18 protein-coding genes are annotated in these 17,635 nt (G+C 62.5%); 14 read left to right on the top strand and 4 right to left on the bottom strand.

What is annotated here, in order from left to right; all coding sequences use genetic code 11:
- Positions 1-10 precede the first annotated feature (10 nt).
- The 6 genes from V3H56_RS01175 to V3H56_RS01150 all read left to right on the top strand — a co-directional run bounded on the left by V3H56_RS01175 (position 11) and on the right by V3H56_RS01150 (position 6,056).
- Positions 11-1,204 (top strand): SfnB family sulfur acquisition oxidoreductase, encoded by a 1,194-nt coding sequence (locus V3H56_RS01175; RefSeq protein ID WP_338474113.1) that lies wholly within the window; start codon positions 11-13, stop codon positions 1,202-1,204.
- On the top strand, positions 1,204-2,562 hold the full coding sequence (locus V3H56_RS01170; RefSeq protein ID WP_338474112.1) for an LLM class flavin-dependent oxidoreductase: 1,359 nt from the start codon (positions 1,204-1,206) through the stop codon (positions 2,560-2,562). Before V3H56_RS01175 ends, V3H56_RS01170 begins: the two co-directional genes overlap by 1 nt.
- Positions 2,563-2,737: 175 nt before the next feature.
- A complete protein-coding gene (locus V3H56_RS01165; protein WP_042731428.1) occupies positions 2,738-3,547 on the top strand; it encodes a MetQ/NlpA family ABC transporter substrate-binding protein in 810 nt (269 codons plus the stop codon).
- Positions 3,548-3,549: 2 nt separating this feature from the next.
- Positions 3,550-4,674: an ATP-binding cassette domain-containing protein gene (locus tag V3H56_RS01160; protein WP_123578509.1), complete on the top strand. Its 1,125-nt coding sequence runs from the start codon at positions 3,550-3,552 to the stop codon at positions 4,672-4,674.
- Complete coding sequence (locus V3H56_RS01155) at positions 4,664-5,308, top strand: methionine ABC transporter permease (RefSeq protein ID WP_042731430.1); 645 nt, start codon at positions 4,664-4,666, stop codon at positions 5,306-5,308. Before V3H56_RS01160 ends, V3H56_RS01155 begins: the two co-directional genes overlap by 11 nt.
- 121 nt (positions 5,309-5,429) lie before the next feature.
- On the top strand, positions 5,430-6,056 hold the full coding sequence (locus tag V3H56_RS01150; RefSeq protein ID WP_042731431.1) for a class I SAM-dependent methyltransferase: 627 nt from the start codon (positions 5,430-5,432) through the stop codon (positions 6,054-6,056).
- A 39-nt stretch (positions 6,057-6,095) separates the two neighbouring features.
- On the opposite strand, the gene V3H56_RS01145 is transcribed toward V3H56_RS01150, so the two are convergent.
- Positions 6,096-6,662 (bottom strand): transporter substrate-binding domain-containing protein, encoded by a 567-nt coding sequence (locus tag V3H56_RS01145; protein WP_042731432.1) that lies wholly within the window; start codon positions 6,660-6,662, stop codon positions 6,096-6,098.
- A gap of 133 nt (positions 6,663-6,795) precedes the next feature.
- Here V3H56_RS01145 and V3H56_RS01140 point away from each other — a divergent pair, with 133 nt between their 5' ends.
- Positions 6,796-7,221, top strand: a complete 426-nt coding sequence (locus V3H56_RS01140) for a DUF4399 domain-containing protein (RefSeq protein ID WP_042731433.1) — start codon at positions 6,796-6,798, stop codon at positions 7,219-7,221.
- A 131-nt stretch (positions 7,222-7,352) separates the two neighbouring features.
- On the opposite strand, the gene serA is transcribed toward V3H56_RS01140, so the two are convergent.
- Positions 7,353-8,582, bottom strand: coding sequence for a phosphoglycerate dehydrogenase (serA, locus tag V3H56_RS01135; protein WP_042731434.1), 1,230 nt, complete (start codon positions 8,580-8,582; stop codon positions 7,353-7,355).
- A gap of 201 nt (positions 8,583-8,783) precedes the next feature.
- Between serA and V3H56_RS01130 the strand changes: the two genes are divergently transcribed.
- The 4 genes from V3H56_RS01130 (at position 8,784) to V3H56_RS01115 (ending at position 13,016) form a co-directional block, all read left to right on the top strand.
- Complete coding sequence (locus V3H56_RS01130) at positions 8,784-10,178, top strand: FAD-binding oxidoreductase (RefSeq protein WP_042731435.1); 1,395 nt, start codon at positions 8,784-8,786, stop codon at positions 10,176-10,178.
- 38 nt (positions 10,179-10,216) lie between these two features.
- Positions 10,217-10,882, top strand: coding sequence for a fumarylacetoacetate hydrolase family protein (locus tag V3H56_RS01125; protein ID WP_042731436.1), 666 nt, complete (start codon positions 10,217-10,219; stop codon positions 10,880-10,882).
- A gap of 171 nt (positions 10,883-11,053) precedes the next feature.
- Entirely contained in the window at positions 11,054-11,986 is a 933-nt protein-coding gene (locus V3H56_RS01120; RefSeq protein WP_047736225.1) for an SdiA-regulated domain-containing protein, read from the top strand.
- A 112-nt stretch (positions 11,987-12,098) separates the two neighbouring features.
- Positions 12,099-13,016, top strand: coding sequence for an SdiA-regulated domain-containing protein (locus tag V3H56_RS01115; protein ID WP_338474111.1), 918 nt, complete (start codon positions 12,099-12,101; stop codon positions 13,014-13,016).
- A 174-nt stretch (positions 13,017-13,190) separates the two neighbouring features.
- Here V3H56_RS01115 and rpiA read toward each other — a convergent pair whose 3' ends face one another.
- Entirely contained in the window at positions 13,191-13,862 is a 672-nt protein-coding gene (rpiA, locus tag V3H56_RS01110) for a ribose-5-phosphate isomerase RpiA (protein ID WP_047736227.1), read from the bottom strand.
- A 269-nt stretch (positions 13,863-14,131) separates the two neighbouring features.
- Here rpiA and ilvA point away from each other — a divergent pair, with 269 nt between their 5' ends.
- Entirely contained in the window at positions 14,132-15,646 is a 1,515-nt protein-coding gene (gene ilvA, locus V3H56_RS01105) for a threonine ammonia-lyase, biosynthetic (RefSeq protein WP_047736228.1), read from the top strand.
- A 172-nt stretch (positions 15,647-15,818) separates the two neighbouring features.
- Positions 15,819-16,247, top strand: coding sequence for a DUF2269 family protein (locus V3H56_RS01100; RefSeq protein ID WP_042732690.1), 429 nt, complete (start codon positions 15,819-15,821; stop codon positions 16,245-16,247).
- 93 nt (positions 16,248-16,340) lie between these two features.
- Here the strand turns inward: V3H56_RS01100 and V3H56_RS01095 are convergent, their stop codons facing one another.
- Positions 16,341-16,997: an HAD family hydrolase gene (locus V3H56_RS01095; RefSeq protein ID WP_042732691.1), complete on the bottom strand. Its 657-nt coding sequence runs from the start codon at positions 16,995-16,997 to the stop codon at positions 16,341-16,343.
- A 143-nt stretch (positions 16,998-17,140) separates the two neighbouring features.
- On the opposite strand from V3H56_RS01095, the gene V3H56_RS01090 reads away from it, so the two are divergent.
- Positions 17,141-17,620, top strand: coding sequence for an RNA pyrophosphohydrolase (locus V3H56_RS01090; RefSeq protein WP_003186867.1), 480 nt, complete (start codon positions 17,141-17,143; stop codon positions 17,618-17,620).
- The last annotated feature ends 15 nt before the right edge of the window (positions 17,621-17,635 follow it).

The following is a 17,635-nucleotide window of genomic DNA, read 5'->3' as shown; positions in this document are numbered from 1 at the left end:
GGAGCAGCACATGACGCTTTCCCAACACGTCGCGGTGATCACCAGCGATGAACAAGCCCTGATCGTGGCCAGCGACCTGGCCGATGACTTCAAGCGCGACAGCGCCCTGCGCGACCGCGAGCGCCGCCTCCCGCACCCGGAGCTGGAGGCCTTCTCCCGTTCCGGTCTGTGGGGCATCAGCGTACCGAAGGCCTACGGCGGCGCCGGGGTTTCCAATGTCACCCTGGCCAAGGTCATTGCGCTGATCGCCCAGGCCGACGGCTCTCTCGGACAGATTCCGCAAAACCATTACTACGCCTTGGAAGTGCTGCGGGTAAACGGCAGCGAGGCGCAGAAACAACGGTTGTACGCCGAGGTGCTGGCCGGCCAGCGCTTTGGCAACGCGCTGGCCGAGTTGGGCACCAAGACCGCCCACGACCGCACCACCCAACTGCGCCGTGACGGCGCGGGGTATCGCATCAACGGCCGCAAGTTCTACGCCACCGGGGCTCTCTACGCCCAGCGCATTCCCACCTCGGTGGTGGATGAAAACGGTGTGCAGCAACTGGCGTTCGTGCCTCGCGACAGCAAGGGCCTGACGGTGATCGACGACTGGAGCGGCTTCGGCCAGCGCACCACCGGCAGCGGCTCGGTGGTGTTCGAAGACGTTTACGTCGGCGCCGAAGACATCGTGCCGTTCCAGAGCGCCTTCGAGCGCCCGACCCCGGTGGGGCCGCTGGCGCAGATTCTCCACGCCGCCATCGACACCGGCATTGCCCGTGCGGCCTATGAAGACGCCTTGCAGTTCGTCCGCAGCAAGACCCGGCCCTGGATCGACGCCACCAGCGACGTCGCCACCGAAGACCCGCTCACCCTCAAGCGCTTCGGCCAATTGAGCGTGCGCCTGCACGCCGCCGAAGCCCTGCTGGAGCGGGCCGGCGAGTTTCTCGACCAGGCCCAGGCCGCCCCTGACGCCGACACCGTCGCCGCTGCCTCGATCGCCGTGGCCGAAGCGCGCGCCATCAGCACCGATATTTCCCTGGCCACCGGCAGCACCCTGTTCGAACTGGCCGGCAGCCAGGCGACACTCGCCGAACACGGCCTCGATCGTCACTGGCGCAATGCCCGCGTGCATACCCTGCACGACCCGGTGCGCTGGAAGTACCACGCGGTGGGCAACTTCTATCTCAACGACGAGAAGCCGCCATTGCGGGGGACGATCTGATGGCGGCCGGCAAGAAAAAGATCCTGCTCAATGCGTTCAACATGAACTGCATCGGGCACATCAACCATGGCCTGTGGACCCATCCCCAAGACACCTCGACCCAGTACAACACCCTGGAATACTGGACCGACCTGGCGCGGTTGCTTGAGCGCGGGCTCTTCGACGGGTTGTTCATCGCCGATATCGTCGGCGTCTATGACGTCTACCAGCAGTCGGTGGACGTCACGCTGAAAGAGTCGATCCAGTTGCCGGTCAACGACCCGCTGCTGCTGGTCTCGGCGATGGCCGCCGTCACCCGGCACCTGGGCTTCGGCCTCACCGCGAACCTGACCTACGAACCACCGTACCTGTTCGCCCGGCGCATGAGCACCCTCGACCACCTGAGTCGCGGCCGGGTGGGTTGGAACATCGTCACCGGCTACCTGGACAGCGCCGCCAAGGCCATGGGCTTGAGCGCGCAGGTCGAACATGACCGGCGCTACGACCAGGCCGACGAATACCTGCAAGTGCTCTACAAACTGTGGGAGGGCAGTTGGGAAGACGATGCAGTGCTCAACGACCGCGAGCAGCGGATCTACGCGCAACCGGAGAAGGTGCACAAGGTCCGGCACCACGGCGAGTTCTACCAGGTCGAGGGTTATCACCTCTGCGAACCGTCGCCCCAGCGCACACCGGTGCTGTTCCAGGCCGGCAGTTCGGAGCGTGGCCTACAGTTTGCCGGGCGGCATGCCGAATGCGTGTTCATCAGCGGCCAGAACAAACCGGCGACCAAGCGCCAGGTGGACAAGGTCCGCGCCAGCGCTGTCGAGGCCGGACGCAACCCAGGCGACATCAAGGTGTTCATGGGCCTGAACGTGATCGTCGGCGAAACCGAAGCCGCCGCCTGGGCCAAGCATGCCGAGTACCTGAGCTACGCCAGCGCCGAGGCCGGGGTGGCGCACTTTTCCGCGTCCACAGGGATCGATTTTTCCGAGTACGACTTGGACGAGCCGATCCAGTACGTGAAAAGCAACGCCATCCAGTCTGCGACCAAGACCCTGCAGAACAACGACTGGACGCGCCGCAAATTGCTCGAACAGCACGCTTTGGGCGGGCGCTACATCACCGTGGTCGGCTCGCCCGAGCAGGTGGCCGACGAGTTGGAGTCGTGGATCGCCGAAACCGGCCTCGATGGCTTCAACCTGACCCGCATCGTGACACCCCAGAGCTACGCGGACTTCATCGACCTGGTGATCCCCGAACTGCAGAAGCGCGGTGTGTACAAGACCGAATACGACCAGGGCACCCTGCGCGAAAAGCTGTTTCGCGCAGCGGCTCATTTACCCGAACAACACACTGGTTCGACCTACCGACACTGACCCCTGTGGCGAGGGGATTTATCCCCGTTGGGCCGCGCAGCGGTCCTTGAATCTGACGCCGCGGTACACCCGGGCTGATGGAGTTGACTGCTTTGGGGCTGCTACGCAGCCCAGCGGGGATAAATCCCCTCGCCACAAAAACACGCACCCGACCATGAATGACTGGAAGAACTTTATGACCAAATACTCCCTTTCCTCGCCAGTCAAAGCCCTGGCCCTGACCCTCGGCCTGTTCAGCTCGGCCCTGTTCGCCGCCGATGCTCCCTTGAAGATCGGCACCACGGCCGCCTTCGCCATACCCCTGGAAGCCGCCGTCGAAGAGGCTGGCAAGCAAGGCCTGAAAGTCGAGCTGGTGGAGTTCAGCGACTGGATCGCACCGAATGTCAGCCTGGCCTCCGGTGACATCGACGTGAACTACTTCCAGCACATCCCGTTCCTGGAAAACGCCAAGGCCGCCGCCGGGTTTGACCTGGTGCCGTTTGCACCGGGAATTATCAACAACGTCGGCCTCTACTCGAAAAAGTACAAAAGCTTCGATGAGTTGCCCGAAGGGGCGAGCGTCGCCATCGCCAACGACCCGATCAACAGCGGTCGCGGCCTGCAACTGCTGGCCAAGGCCGGGCTGATCAGCCTCAAGCCAGGGGTGGGCTACAAGGCCACCGAAGACGACATCGTGGCCAACCCGAAAAAACTGAAGATCCTCCAGGTCGAGGCCGTGCAACTGGTGCGCGCCTACGATGACGCCGACCTGGTGCAGGGCTACCCCGCCTACATCCGCCTGGCCAAGACCTTCGACGCCGGCTCGGCCCTGCTGTTCGACGGCCTGGACCACAAGGAATACGTGATTCAGTTCGTGATCCAGCCCAAGAGCCAGCATGACCCACGGCTGATCAAGTTCGTCGACATCTACCAGCATTCGCCCGTCGTCCGTGCCGCCCTCGACAAGGCCCACGGCAAGCTCTACCAGGCCGGTTGGGAAGGTTGATCATGAACGCCGTCAACGCCAGGCTCCGACAGGAAGCCGCCGCGCCCCAGGGCGCCGACCCGACCGAACTGCACCCGGACCTGAACCGCGCACACGTGCGCTTCATCGGCCTGGGCAAGACCTACACTGGCGCCCAAGGCCCGGTGGCCGCCCTGCAAGGCATCGACCTGGCGATCCAGCGCGGCGAGGTGTTCGGCATCATCGGCCGCAGTGGCGCGGGCAAGTCGTCGCTGATCCGCACCATCAATCGCCTTGAGCAGCCCACCAGCGGGCGAGTGCTGATCGACCAGGTGGACATCGGCCAATTCGATGAAGACCAGTTGGTGCAGCTGCGCCGACGGATCGGCATGATCTTCCAGCACTTCAATCTGATGTCGGCCAAGACTGTGTGGCAGAACGTCGAACTGCCGCTGAAAGTGGCCGGCGTGCCCAAGGCGCAGCGCGAGCAAAAGGTTCGTGAGCTGCTTGAGCTGGTCGGCCTGCAAGGCAAGCACCAGGCTTATCCGGCGCAGCTCTCGGGCGGGCAAAAGCAACGCGTCGGGATCGCCCGGGCCCTGGTCCATGATCCCCAGATACTGCTGTGCGACGAAGCCACCTCGGCCCTGGACCCGGAGACGACCCAGTCGATCCTCGGGCTGCTACGCGAGATCAACCAGCGCCTGGGCCTGACCATCGTCCTGATCACCCACGAAATGGCAGTGATTCGCGAAGTCTGCGACCGGGTGGTGGTACTCGAACAAGGACGGATCGTCGAGCAGGGACCGGTCTGGGAAGTGTTCGGCAACCCGCAACACGCGGTGAGCCGAACCCTGCTCGCGCCGTTGCAGCACGCGTTGCCCGACGAACTGAAAAGCCGTTTGCAGGCGCAACCGGCCTCAGCCGAGGCCGCCACTGTGTTGCGCTTGCAGTTCACCGGCACGGGGCAGGACGAACCCGACCTCGCCGCCTTGTTCAGCGCCCTCGGCGGACGGGTGCGGCTGCTCCATGGCGGCATCGAACGGATCCAGGGCCACGGGCTGGGGCAATTATTGTTGGCGGTAAGCGGCTCGTCGTGGGGCGCCGAGGAACTGCGGCAACGGGCAGGCGATTGGGCACAACGGGTGGAGGTGCTGGGCTATGTGGTTTGATCGGTTGTTGCAGGGCTTTATCGACACCTTCCTGATGGTGGGGGTGTCGTCGTTGATCGCATTGCTGGCGGGCATACCGCTGGCGGTGATCCTGGTGACCAGCGGCAAGGGTGGCATCTTTGAGGCGCCCGCCTTGAACAAGGCCCTGGGCGCGTTCGTGAACCTGTTCCGCTCGATCCCGTTCCTGATCCTGATGGTGGCGCTGATCCCGTTCACCCGGCTGATCGTCGGCACCACGTACGGCGTCTGGGCGGCGGTGGTGCCGTTGACCATCGCCGCCACGCCGTTCTTCGCCCGCATCGCCGAGGTCAGCCTGCGGGAGGTCGACCATGGGTTGATCGAGGCGGCCCAGGCCATGGGTTGCCGGCGCTGGCACATTGTCTGGCACGTGCTGCTGCCCGAAGCGCTGCCGGGCATCGTCGGCGGTTTCACCATCACCCTGGTGACCATGATCAACTCCTCGGCGATGGCCGGGGCCATCGGTGCCGGTGGCCTGGGCGACATCGCCTACCGTTACGGCTACCAGCGTTTCGACAGCCAGATCATGCTCACGGTGATCGTTCTGCTGGTGGCGCTGGTGGCGGTGATTCAGCTCGGCGGGGACCGCCTGGCGCGGGGGCTGAACAAACGCTGACAGGCCGGCCCTTGTGGCAGTGCTGTTCACTTGAGGTTTATCACGTGTCGTCCTTAAGTGAACGGCCAGGCTGGGGATGTGCGCTATAGTCCGCCCACGCTCCCTACCCAAGCCCACGACCATGAAACACTCCCCCGAAGACTTGCAAGCCATCACCGCCACCACCCTGGGCAACTACAACGCCGTCGCCGAAGACTTTCGCGAAGGCACCCGCGACCATGATGTGAGCCAGAACATCGACGCATTGCTGCGCCATATCCGGACCAGCGCACCGCTGCACATCCTGGACCTGGGTTGCGGCCCGGGCCGGGACTTGCGCGCGTTCACCGCCTTGGGCCACGTCGCGATCGGCCTGGACGGCTCAGCCGAGTTCGTCCGCATGGCACGCCAGGACAGCGGCTGCGAGGTGTGGCAACAGGACTTCCTGGAACTCGACCTGCCGGCGCAACGCTTCGACGGGATCTTCGCCAACGCCGTGCTGTTTCACGTTCCGCGACAGGAGTTGCCGCGGGTGCTCAGGCAACTGCACGCCACCCTCAAGGCTGACGGCGTGTTGTTCAGCTCCAACCCCCGGGGCGAGAATCAGGAGGGCTGGAACGGCCAGCGTTTCGGCGCCTACCACGACCTGGCGGCCTGGCGCGCGTTGCTCACCGACGCCGGCTTCGTGGAGCTGGAGCATTACTACCGACCGGCGGGACGGCCGCGCGAGCAGCAGCCGTGGTTGGCGAGTGTCTGGCGCAAGATTTGAAGCCCAGCAATCCTCACCACAAAAGCTGCGCTCACCCCGCTATTGCTGCTTGCCCAACCACTTCTGGGACAACTGCTCCAGCCGCCCGTCATCCTTGATCCGCGTCAGGGCGTTGTCCAGGCTGGCCTTGAACGCCGGGTTGCCTTTCTGGAAGGGGATCACCAGGTGCGGCGCCGGGCCGCTCTTTTCTTCCGGCTGGAAAGACTGCGCCATCATCAGCGGGCGCTGGGTTTCATCCTTTTTCGCCAACAATTGCGCATCCGGTTGACTGTAAGCGGCACTGGTGTCGAAACGTTCGGCCAGTTCCGGGGTCATTGCTATGTGGTTGATGGCAACGTCGTACTTGCCGCTCTCCACACCGGTCAGCAGGTCCGCAGCATCGGTGACCACGAAGTCGGCGCGTACATCGAGTTCACTGGCGAGCATCTGGCCCAGCTCCACTTCGAACCCGGTGAGCTTGCCGTCTTCCTTGAAGTTGAACGGCGCGGTATTGGCCTCCAGGGCGATGCGCAGCTCACCACGGTCGTTGATGTCATCGATCAATTCGGCATGGGCCAAAGGGCTCAAAAGGGGTAGCAGGCAGATCAGGCCAGGCAGGAAACGCATGGTCACTCCTTGGTATCGATACAAGCGACGCTCGTTTCAGGCTCGCTTTGCTATGGTTGTTGCAGGCTTCGACAACGATTGGTCATGAAGTTGTCATGACCGGGCGGATTTCATGAAAAAACTGGAGAAAAAAATGAAAAGCGTTATGTCTCGTGCCGCGTTGGCCGGCCTGTTGCTCGGCACTTCGATGCTGGCAACCGCCGCAACCCCTGCACCCAAGGGCGCAGAAGCATTCATCGTTTCCCCGGCCGACGGAGCCACTGTCGCCCAGGAATTCAAGGTCCAGTTCGGCGTCAAGGGTATCGCCCTGGCTCCGGCGGGTGACGTGACCAAGAATACCGGACATCACCATCTGCTGATCGATGTCGACCAATTGCCTGCCGCGGGCGCACCGATCCCGACCGACGCCAACCACATGCACTTCGGCAAGGCGCAGACCGAGGCCACCATCAAGCTGGCCCCAGGCAAGCACACCTTGCAGCTGGAACTGGGCGACAGTGGCCACATGCCGTTCGATCCGCCGATTGTCTCCAAGAAAATCACGGTAAACGTGAAATAACACCGCCTGGGGTGACGGAACATAGGCCCTTGTGGGAGCAAGCCCGCCCCCACAGGTGCAGCATCATATCAGGCACAAAAAACGGGAGCCTTTTCGGGCTCCCGTTTTTCATTGCCAGCCAGCCTCGCGGCTTAGAACAGCACGCGGGACCGAATGGTGCCCTTGATGTGCTGCAGCTTCTCTTGCGCCAGGTCCGAGTATTCGGCATCGACGTCGATCACGACGTAGCCGACCTTCTCGTTGGTCTGCAGGAACTGACCGGAAATGTTGATGCCGTTTTCGGCGAAGACCTTGTTGATCTCGCTCATCACACCCGGGATGTTCTCGTGGATGTGCAGCAGGCGGTGCTTGCCAGGGTGAGCCGGCAGGGCCACTTCCGGGAAATTCACGGACGATACCGAAGTACCGTTGTCGCTGTACTTGACCAGTTTTTCCGCCACTTCCAGGCCGATGTTGGCTTGGGCTTCAGCGGTGGAGCCACCGATGTGCGGGGTCAGGATCACGTTGTCCAGGCCACGCAGCGGGCTTTCGAAGATGTCGTCGTTGGAGCGCGGCTCCACCGGGAACACGTCAATGGCGGCGCCGATCAGGTGCTTGTCCTTGATCGCTTCGGCCAGGGCTTCGAGCCTGACCACGGTGCCACGGGCGGCGTTGATCAGGATCCCGCCCTTCTTGATGGCGCGGATTTCCTTCTCGCCGATCATCCACTGGGTGGCAGCGGTTTCCGGCACGTGCAGGGTCACGATATCGGACATGCCCAGCAGCTCGTGCAGGTCATTGACCTGGGTGGCGTTGCCCAGCGGCAGCTTGGTCACGGTGTCGTAGAAGTAGACCTGCATGCCCAGGCCCTCGGCCAGGACCGACAGTTGGGTGCCGATCGAGCCGTAGCCGACGATCCCCAGCTTCTTGCCGCGGATTTCAAAGGAGTTGGCCGCACTCTTGATCCAGCCGCCACGGTGGCAGGATGCGTTCTTCTCGGGGATACCGCGCAACAGCAGGATCGCTTCGGCCAGCACCAGTTCGGCAACGGAACGGGTGTTGGAGTACGGTGCGTTGAACACCGCGATGCCGCGCTCGCGCGCCGCGTCGAGGTCGACCTGGTTGGTGCCGATGCAGAAGCAGCCGACCGCGACCAGTTTCTTGGCGTGGTCGAAGATCTCTTCGGTCAATTGGGTACGGGAGCGAATGCCGATGAAGTGAGCATCGGCGATCTTTTCCTTGAGCTGGGCTTCCGGCAGAGAACTGGTGATGTACTCAATGCTGGTGTAGCCCGCCGACTTGAGGACGTCGACAGCCGATTGGTGGACGCCTTCGAGAAGAAGGAACTTGATCTTGCTCTTATCGAGAGAAGTCTTGCTCATCTGCGTAACCTGTGTCCCGGAGAAAAATGGCAGGGAAATGGGCAACGTCAGGCTGCCCACACGGCGTAGTCGCCGGCCCGCAGCGTGGCCTGTTAGAACGCCTCTGCGGGGGGCGTATGCTAGCATATGCGACCTTCAAACACTCATTCTGCGACGTGAACCGTCTTCAGGGTGACCATGAATTGTTCGAGAGTTCTGTCGATGACTACTGCTGAACTGATCGCTGAGTTGAAGACCCTGGTCGAGCCGGGCAAGGTCCTGACCGATGCCGACTCCCTGGACGCTTACGGCAAGGACTGGACCCGTCATTTCGCCCCCGCGCCAAGCGCCATCGTCTTTCCCAAGAGCATTGAGCAGGTGCAGGCCATCGTGCGTTGGGCCAATACCCGCAAGGTCGCGCTGGTGCCGTCGGGCGGGCGCACCGGGCTTTCCGCCGCCGCCGTGGCCGCCCATGGCGAGGTGGTGGTGTCGTTCGACTACATGAACCAGATCCTCGACGTGAACCTCACCGACCGCACCGCCGTGTGCCAGCCGGGCGTGATCACCGAACAATTGCAGAACAAGGCCGAGGAACACGGGCTGTACTACCCGGTGGACTTCGCATCGGCCGGTTCCAGCCAGATTGGTGGCAACATCGGCACTAATGCCGGCGGGATCAAGGTCATTCGCTACGGAATGACCCGCAACTGGGTGGCGGGCATGAAGGTCGTCACCGGCAAGGGCGACCTGCTGGAGCTGAACAAGGACCTGATCAAGAACGCCACCGGCTACGATTTGCGCCAGTTGTTCATCGGCGCCGAAGGCACGCTCGGCTTCGTGGTCGAGGCCACGATGCGCCTGGACCGTGCGCCGAAAAACCTTACGGCGATGGTGCTCGGCACGCCGGACTTCGCCTCGATCATGCCCGTGCTGCATGCGTTCCAGGGCAAGCTCGACCTGACCGCGTTCGAATTTTTCTCCGACAAGGCCCTGGCCAAGATCCTCGGGCGCGGTGACGTGCCGGCGCCGTTCGAGACCGATTGCCCGTTCTATGCCCTGCTGGAATTCGAAGCCACCACCGAAGACGTGGCCAACCAGGCGCTGGAAACCTTCGAGCACTGCGTGGAACAGGGCTGGGTGCTGGACGGCGTGATGAGCCAGAGTCAAACCCAGTTGCAGAACCTGTGGAAACTGCGCGAGTACATTTCCGAAACCATCTCCCACTGGACGCCGTACAAGAACGACATTTCGGTGACGGTCTCCAAAGTCCCGGACTTCCTCAGGGAAATAGACGCGATCGTCGGCAAACACTATCCCGACTTCGAAGTCGTCTGGTACGGCCACATCGGCGATGGCAACCTGCACCTGAACATTCTCAAGCCGCAAAACCTGAGCAAGGACGAGTTCTTCGCCAAGTGCGCCACGGTGAACAAATGGGTGTTCGAGATCGTCGAGAAGTACAACGGCTCGATATCGGCCGAACATGGCGTGGGCATGACCAAGCGCGACTACCTGGCCTATAGTCGTTCGCCAGTGGAAATCGAATACATGAAGGCCGTGAAGGCGGTCTTCGACCCGAACGGCATCATGAACCCGGGCAAGATCTTCGCGGTTTGAACTCTTTAATCACCCCAATCCCAGAACAGGAGTCGGTAATGAGCTATCAGCACCAGTATGTCGACGGTACACGCATCCACTTCCCGGTGGGCAAAGTGGTGTGCATTGGCCGCAACTACGCCGAACATGCCAAGGAACTGGACAACCCGGTGCCCACCGAACCGCTGTTGTTCATCAAGCCGGGCAGTTGCGTGGTGCCGCTGGAGGGCGGGTTCAGCATTCCGGCCGAGCGCGGCTCGGTGCACTACGAGGCGGAGATCGCCGTGCTGATCGGCAAGCCGCTGTCGACCCGGCCCAGCGCCGAGGAAATCCTGGACGCCATCTCCGGCTTCGCCCCGGCCCTGGACCTGACCCTTCGGGACAAGCAGGCCGAGCTCAAGGCCAAGGGCCTGCCATGGGAAGTGGCCAAGTCGTTCGACGGCGCGGCCGTCATCGCCCCGTTCGTGCCAGGCAGCACGTTTACCGACCTGGCCGACATCCCGGTGCGCCTGACCATCAACGGTGAGGTGCGCCAGGACGGCAACAGCCGCCTGATGCTCAACCCCATCGTGCCGATGATCCAGTACATGGCCGGCTGCTTCTCGCTGCAGGCCGGCGACGTCATCCTCACTGGCACCCCGGCCGGCGTCGGGCCGCTGAATGCCGGCGATGAACTGGTCCTGGAATTGCCGGGCGCGAGCCGCTTCGAAAGCTGCGTTCGCTAAAAGCTGCCATCATCCTCTGTAGGAGCGAGCAAGCTCGCTCCTACAGAGGATTTGGGAGCAGTCCATCCCGTGATTTATCGTTTTTTTCACATGCCATCCGGATAATTCCGGCGAATGCGGCATCTGAGCCAGCCATTCCCTTAGCCGAATTTCCTGGAACGCATTCTCCCCATGGCCAAACCCCACGCGCTGTCCCCTGCCAAGTCCGCCCGCCGCTCTCGCTTTGCCCTGCCCTGGTATGCCTGGTCACTGCTGGCCGTGGCCGCCGCTTATGGCCTGGCGTTCGCGATGCACTGGGACGACCGCGGTCTGCTCTGGCTATCGGAACGCTTCCAAAGCCCGGCCCAGCGCCAGGAGAGTGTCTGGCTGCCGGACTACCATGCCGTGATCGACGCCAAGCCGCTACCGGGCATGGAGAAGGACGAAGCCTCCGATGTGACCTACAACCCGCAGACCAAAACCTTGTTCGCCGTCATGGGCAAAAACCCGTTCCTGGTGGAGCTGACCCTGCAGGGCGAGGTCCTGCGCAAGATGCCGCTGGTGGGCTGGAGCAATCCGGAGGGCGTGACCTACATGGAAAACGGCCTGCTGGCGATTACCGATGAACGCGATCACAGCCTGTCGATCATCCAGGTGGATGCCAACACCCGCGAGCTGAACAGCGCCGCCTTCCCTCGTTATGACCTTGGCGCATCGAAAAACCAGAACAAGGGTTTCGAAGGCATCGTCTGGGATCCGCGCAACCAGCAGCTGGTGCTGGGTGAAGAACGCCCGCCGGCGCTGTACACCTGGAAAAGCGACGGCAGCCAGCTGCTCAAGGGCGACAAGCAGATCCATGTCAGCAATGAGCTGGACCTGCGCAACCTCTCGGCGCTGGCCGTCGACCCTCGCACCGGTCACATGCTGGTGCTTTCGGCCGACTCCCACTTGCTGCTGGAGCTGGACGAAAAAGGCGAGCAGGTCAGCTTCATGACCCTGCTGGGCGGCTTCAACGGCCTGAAGGACACGATACCGCGTGCCGAGGGCGTTACCGTCGACGAGGCCGGCAACCTGTACATGGTCAGCGAACCGAATCTGTTCTATCGTTTCGAAAAACAACGCTGACCTTGTAGGATTATTCCTCCTTCGCTGTAGGGTGTGGCACACGGCCATTAAGCTTCAGTTCAGGTAGTCGTGATATTTCAGCCACCTGTTCTTATCCGAGCCCACCCCCAACATGCGTCGACTCGCCCGTCCCAAACCTCTGATCCTGATGTTGCTGGCCATCGCCCTGATCGCTTCGATCACAATGGGGCAGCGCCTGCGCCTGTTCGAGCGCGCCTGGTTCAACGTCAACAGCTTCTGGAATCCCGCCCACGAGCAGGCCATTGCGCTGGACCAGTACCGGGTCACGGTCGAAGCGCAGGTGATCGACGGCCTGGCCGACGATGTCTCGGCGCTGACCTTCGATCCTATACGCAAGAGCCTGTTCACCGTCACCAATCAGAAACCGGAGCTGGTCGAGCTGTCACTCGAAGGCAGGATCCTGCGGCGCATCGCCCTGGTGGGCTTCGGCGACCCGGAAGCGGTGGAATTCATCAGCGAAGATACTTACGTCATCACCGACGAGCGCCAGCAGCGACTGATCAAGATCCATCTGGACCAGGACACCCGGTTCCTCGACGCCGCCGACGCCGAGCAGATGACGCTTGGCGTGCACATGAGCAGCAACAAGGGGTTCGAAGGGCTCGCCTACGACTCGGTAGGCAAACGGCTATTCGTGGCCAAGGAACGCGACCCGATGCTGATTTATGAAGTGCATGGGTTTCCCCATCAGAATCCAGAAAAGTCCTACGCGGTCCATGTCATCAACAACCCCAAGCGTGATGCCGGGCTGTTCGTGCGCGACCTTTCGAGCCTGCAATACGATGAACGCAGCGGCCATCTGCTGGCGCTGTCCGAGGAATCGCGGTTGATCATCGAACTGGACATCAATGGCCGGCCGCTGAGCACGCTGTCCTTGAGCAAGGGCAGCCAGGGCTTGCAGCAGACCGTACCCCAGGCCGAAGGCCTCGCCATGGACGACGACGGCACCCTTTACCTGGTGAGTGAGCCGAATCTGTTCTACGTGTTCAAGAAGCCGCAGCCCGATTGATAAGAATCAAAAATCCTGTGGCGAGGGGATTTATCCCCGCTGGGCTGCGTAGCAGCCCCCAAAAGCAACGAACTCAATCTATCTGGCACACCGATCAACTCAGGTTTTAGGGCTGCTTCGCAGCCCAACGGGGATAAATCCCCTCGCCGCAAGAGTGCCAGTCACCACATCGGATCAAGCCTTGAGGGTCTTCACCCCTTCAGCCGTCCCGAGCAACAGCACGTCCGCCGGACGCGCCGCGAACAGGCCATTGGTGACCACGCCGACGATGGCGTTGATCTGGCGTTCCAGCTCTACCGGGTGGGTGATCTGCAGGTTGTGCACGTCCAGGATGATGTTGCCGTTGTCGGTCAGCACGCCTTCGCGGTACACCGGGTCGCCGCCCAGCTTGACCAACTGGCGGGCGACGTGGCTGCGAGCCATCGGGATGACTTCCACCGGCAGCGGGAAAGCGCCGAGCACCGGCACCAGTTTGCTGGCATCGGCGATGCAGATGAATGTCTTGGCCACGGCGGCGACGATTTTCTCGCGCGTCAGGGCCGCGCCGCCGCCCTTGATCAGGTTCAGGTGCGCATCACTTTCGTCGGCGCCGTCGATGTAGAACTCCAGGTCGCTCACGGTGTTGAGCTCGTAGACCGGAATCCCATGCCCCTTGAGCCGCGCAGCGGTGGCTTCGGAACTGGCAACCGCGCCGTCGAAGGCGCCCTTGTGTTTTGCCAACGCGTCGATGAAGCAATTGGCCGTGGAGCCGGTGCCGACCCCGACGATGCTCTTGTCATCCAGTTTCGCAAGGATGAGGTCGACGGCGGCCTGGGCCACGGCCTGTTTGAGTTGATCCTGGGTCATGCGGGCTCCGAAGGTGCCGAGAGTGAACGAAAGGCCGGCATTATAGGCGTAGAAACCGTGGCGAGGGAGCTTGCTCCCGCTCGATGGCGCAGCCGTCGCAGAATCTTGGGCCTGCTTCGCAGTCCAGCGGGAGCAAGCTCCCTCGCCACAGCAAGCGCCCTCGCCACAGGGGGCCTTGTACCTTGAAACCCTTTAATTCGTATGGTCGCCCGGCCAAAAGCCGGGTTAGACTCCTTGGCCCTGCCCAACCCGCCCAGTGATGCTTTCCGATGCTTGAACAGTACGTCAAAAAGATCCTCACCTCGCGCGTTTACGACGTTGCCGTAGAAACCCCACTGCAGACCGCTCGCCAGCTGTCCGAACGGCTGGGCAACGACATCTGGCTCAAGCGCGAAGACTTGCAGCCGGTGTTCTCGTTCAAGATTCGCGGGGCCTACAACAAGCTGACCCAACTCAGCGACGAAGAACGCGCCCGCGGCGTGGTCACGGCGTCGGCAGGCAACCACGCCCAGGGCCTCGCCCTGGCGGCCAAGGTGCTGGGCGTGAAGGCCACCATCGTGATGCCCAAGACCACCCCGGAAATCAAGGTCGAGGGCGTGCGCTCGCGTGGCGGCAAGGTGGTGCTGCACGGCGACTCGTTCCCTGAAGCCCTGGCCTACTCGCTGAAACTGGTCGACGAAAAGGGCTACGTCTACATCCACCCGTATGACGATCCCCATACCATTGCCGGGCAGGGCACGGTGGCGATGGAAATCCTGCGCCAGCACCCGGGGCGCCTGGATGCGATATTTGTCCCGGTGGGCGGTGGCGGGCTGATCGCCGGGATCGCCGCCTACGTGAAATACCTGCGCCCGGACATCAAGGTCATCGGCGTCGAGCCGGACGACTCCAATTGCCTGCAAGCGGCCCTGGCGGCGGGCGAGCGCGTGGTGCTGCCAACGGTGGGGCTGTTTGCCGACGGCGTCGCCGTGGCGCAGATCGGCCAGCACACCTTCGATATCTGCAAGCACTACGTGGATGAGGTGATCACCGTCAGCACCGACGAGATCTGCGCCGCGATCAAGGATATCTACGACGATACCCGCTCGATCACCGAACCTGCCGGCGCCTTGGGCGTGGCCGGGATCAAGAAGTACGTCGAAACGCGCGCCACCAGCGGCCAGACCCTCGTAGCCATCGACTCCGGCGCCAACGTCAACTTCGACCGCTTGCGCCACGTGGCCGAGCGCGCCGAACTGGGCGAAGGTCGCGAAGCGATCATCGCGGTGACCATCCCCGAGAAACCGGGCAGCTTCAAGGCCTTCTGCGAAGCCATCGGCAAGCGCCAGATCACCGAATTCAACTACCGCTACAACACCGGCAGCGAAGCCCACATCTTTGTTGGCGTGCAGACCCACCCGGAGAACGACCCGCGCACGGCGCTGATCGCCAGCCTGACCGCGCAAGGCTTCCCGGTGCTGGACCTGACCGACAACGAACTGGCCAAGTTGCACATCCGCCACATGGTGGGTGGCCACGCGGCCCATGTCATCGACGAAGTGGTGCTGCGCTTCGAGTTCCCGGAGCGCCCGGGCGCGCTGTTCAACTTCCTCAACAAGCTGGGCGGGCGCTGGAATATCTCGATGTTCCACTACCGCAACCACGGCGCGGCGGACGGCCGGGTGGTCGCGGGGCTACAGGTGCCACACGATGAACGCCATCTGGTGCCGGCGGCGCTGGAGGAAATCGGTTACCCGTACTGGGATGAAAGCGATAACCCGGCGTATCAACTGTTTCTGGGGTGAATCCCGCGGTTTGGACTGGGGACTGGGTGGACCTGTGGCGAGGGAGCTTGCTCCCGCTTGAGTGCGAAGCGCTCACTGCTTTTTTGGGGCCGCTTCGCGACCCAGCGGGAGCAAGCTCCCTCGCCACAGAGGGGTCTAAGCTGTGCTGGACAAGTCATAAGGAAATCGAACCATGGAAACCTTGACCATCCTGAAAGTCGCTCACGTCATTGCCACGGTACTGCTGCTGGCGGGCGTCCTGGGGCTGGCTATCTGGGTCTGGCGGACACGCCGTAACGGCGATGCCACGGCTGCGGCGCGCACGCTGCAACGCCCTCGGCTGTTTGTCTGGCTGGTGATGGGCCTGTCCCTGGCGAGCCTGCCGTTTACCGGCTGGTGGATGGTGCATCAGGTCGGCTGGCCACTGGGGCAGACCTGGCTGCTGGCTTCCAGCGTGCTCTACACCCTGGCGGCGCTGGCGGGGTTCTGGCTGTTGGTACGGCTGAACAAAGCGCGCAAGGCACCGACGGCGGGCAACGGCAGGTTCACCTTTGCCCTGGCGCTGTTCGGTGTGGTCTGTTTTATCGCCATTGCCGGGTTGATGGGGGCCAAGCCGGTCTAAGCCTTGAGACCGAGCGGCCCCATTCGCGAGCAAGCCCGCTCCCACAGGGTTGTGCACGCCCATGTGGGAGCGGGCTTGCTCGCGAAAGCGGTTTCAGCCGCGTAACGAAATCACCGGCCAGCCCCGCTTCTGCGCCTCGGCCCGCAAGTTCGGGTCCGGGTCCACGGCCACCGGGTGCGTCACCGCCTCCAGCAACGGCAAGTCATTCATCGAGTCGCTGTAGAAATAGCTGTCCTCAAGCGAATGCCCGGTTTCTTCCAGCCAGCGGTTCAGCCGGGTCACCTTGCCTTCGCGAAAGCACGGGATGTCGGTGCTGCGGCCGCTGTAGCGCCCGTCGACCATCTCGCATTCGGTGGCGATCAGGGTCTCGACCCCCAGGCGCTCGGCAATCGGGGCGGTGACGAAACGGTTGGTGGCGGTGATGATCACCAGCTTGTCGCCGGCATCGCGGTGTTTTTTCAACAGGTCGAGGGCCTGGGGCAACACGATCGGCTCGATGCAATCGCGCATGTAGTCCAGATGCCACTGGGCCAGCACGTCCATCTCGGTACGGCCGAGGATTTCCAGGCAAAAATTCAGGTACTCGGCGTTGTCCAGCTTGCCGGCCAGGTAATCCTGGTAGAACGCGTCGTTGCGCGCCTTGTAGGAGACGGCGTCGAGAAAGCCGCGCTCACACAGGTAATCGCCCCACGCGTGGTCGCTGTCGCCGCCCAGCAAGGTGTTGTCCAAGTCGAATAAAGCCAGCCGCATTGCAGTTACTCGCTGAAAAATCTGAAGAAAGGCGTCCAGAATACGGACTTTTCACAAGAGTGCACATAAGGTAGGCCGGCGCGTTGCTGCTTTCACAACCTTTGTGGAACAATGCGGCGACATGCGTTTGCGAGGTTGTTGCCGTGATCGACCCCGATGGTTTCCGCCCCAATGTGGGGATCATTCTGACGAATGATGCAGGGCAGGTGCTATGGGCTCGCCGTATCAATCAAGACGCCTGGCAGTTTCCCCAGGGCGGGATCAACCCCCAGGAGACGCCGGAAGAGGCCTTGTACCGCGAGTTGAACGAAGAAGTGGGGCTTGAGCGAGAAGATGTCGAAATACTCGCCTGCACCCGCGGCTGGTTGCGCTATCGTTTGCCGCAACGCCTGGTCCGCACGCACAGCCAACCGCTGTGCATCGGCCAGAAACAGAAATGGTTTCTCCTGCGCCTGATCTCCAACGAGCAGCGGGTGCGGATGGATTTGACCGGTAAACCGGAGTTCGATGGCTGGCGCTGGGTCAGCTATTGGTATCCGTTGGGCCAGGTGGTGACATTCAAGCGCGAGGTGTATCGACGCGCTCTCAAAGAGCTTGCCCCGCGCCTGCTGACGCGCGACTGACGACGGAGTTCGACC

Source organism: Pseudomonas sp. MS646, from assembly GCF_036693845.1.
Lineage (GTDB): Bacteria > Pseudomonadota > Gammaproteobacteria > Pseudomonadales > Pseudomonadaceae > Aquipseudomonas > Aquipseudomonas chlororaphis_E.
This window is presented reverse-complemented; position numbering and strand designations above follow the sequence as displayed.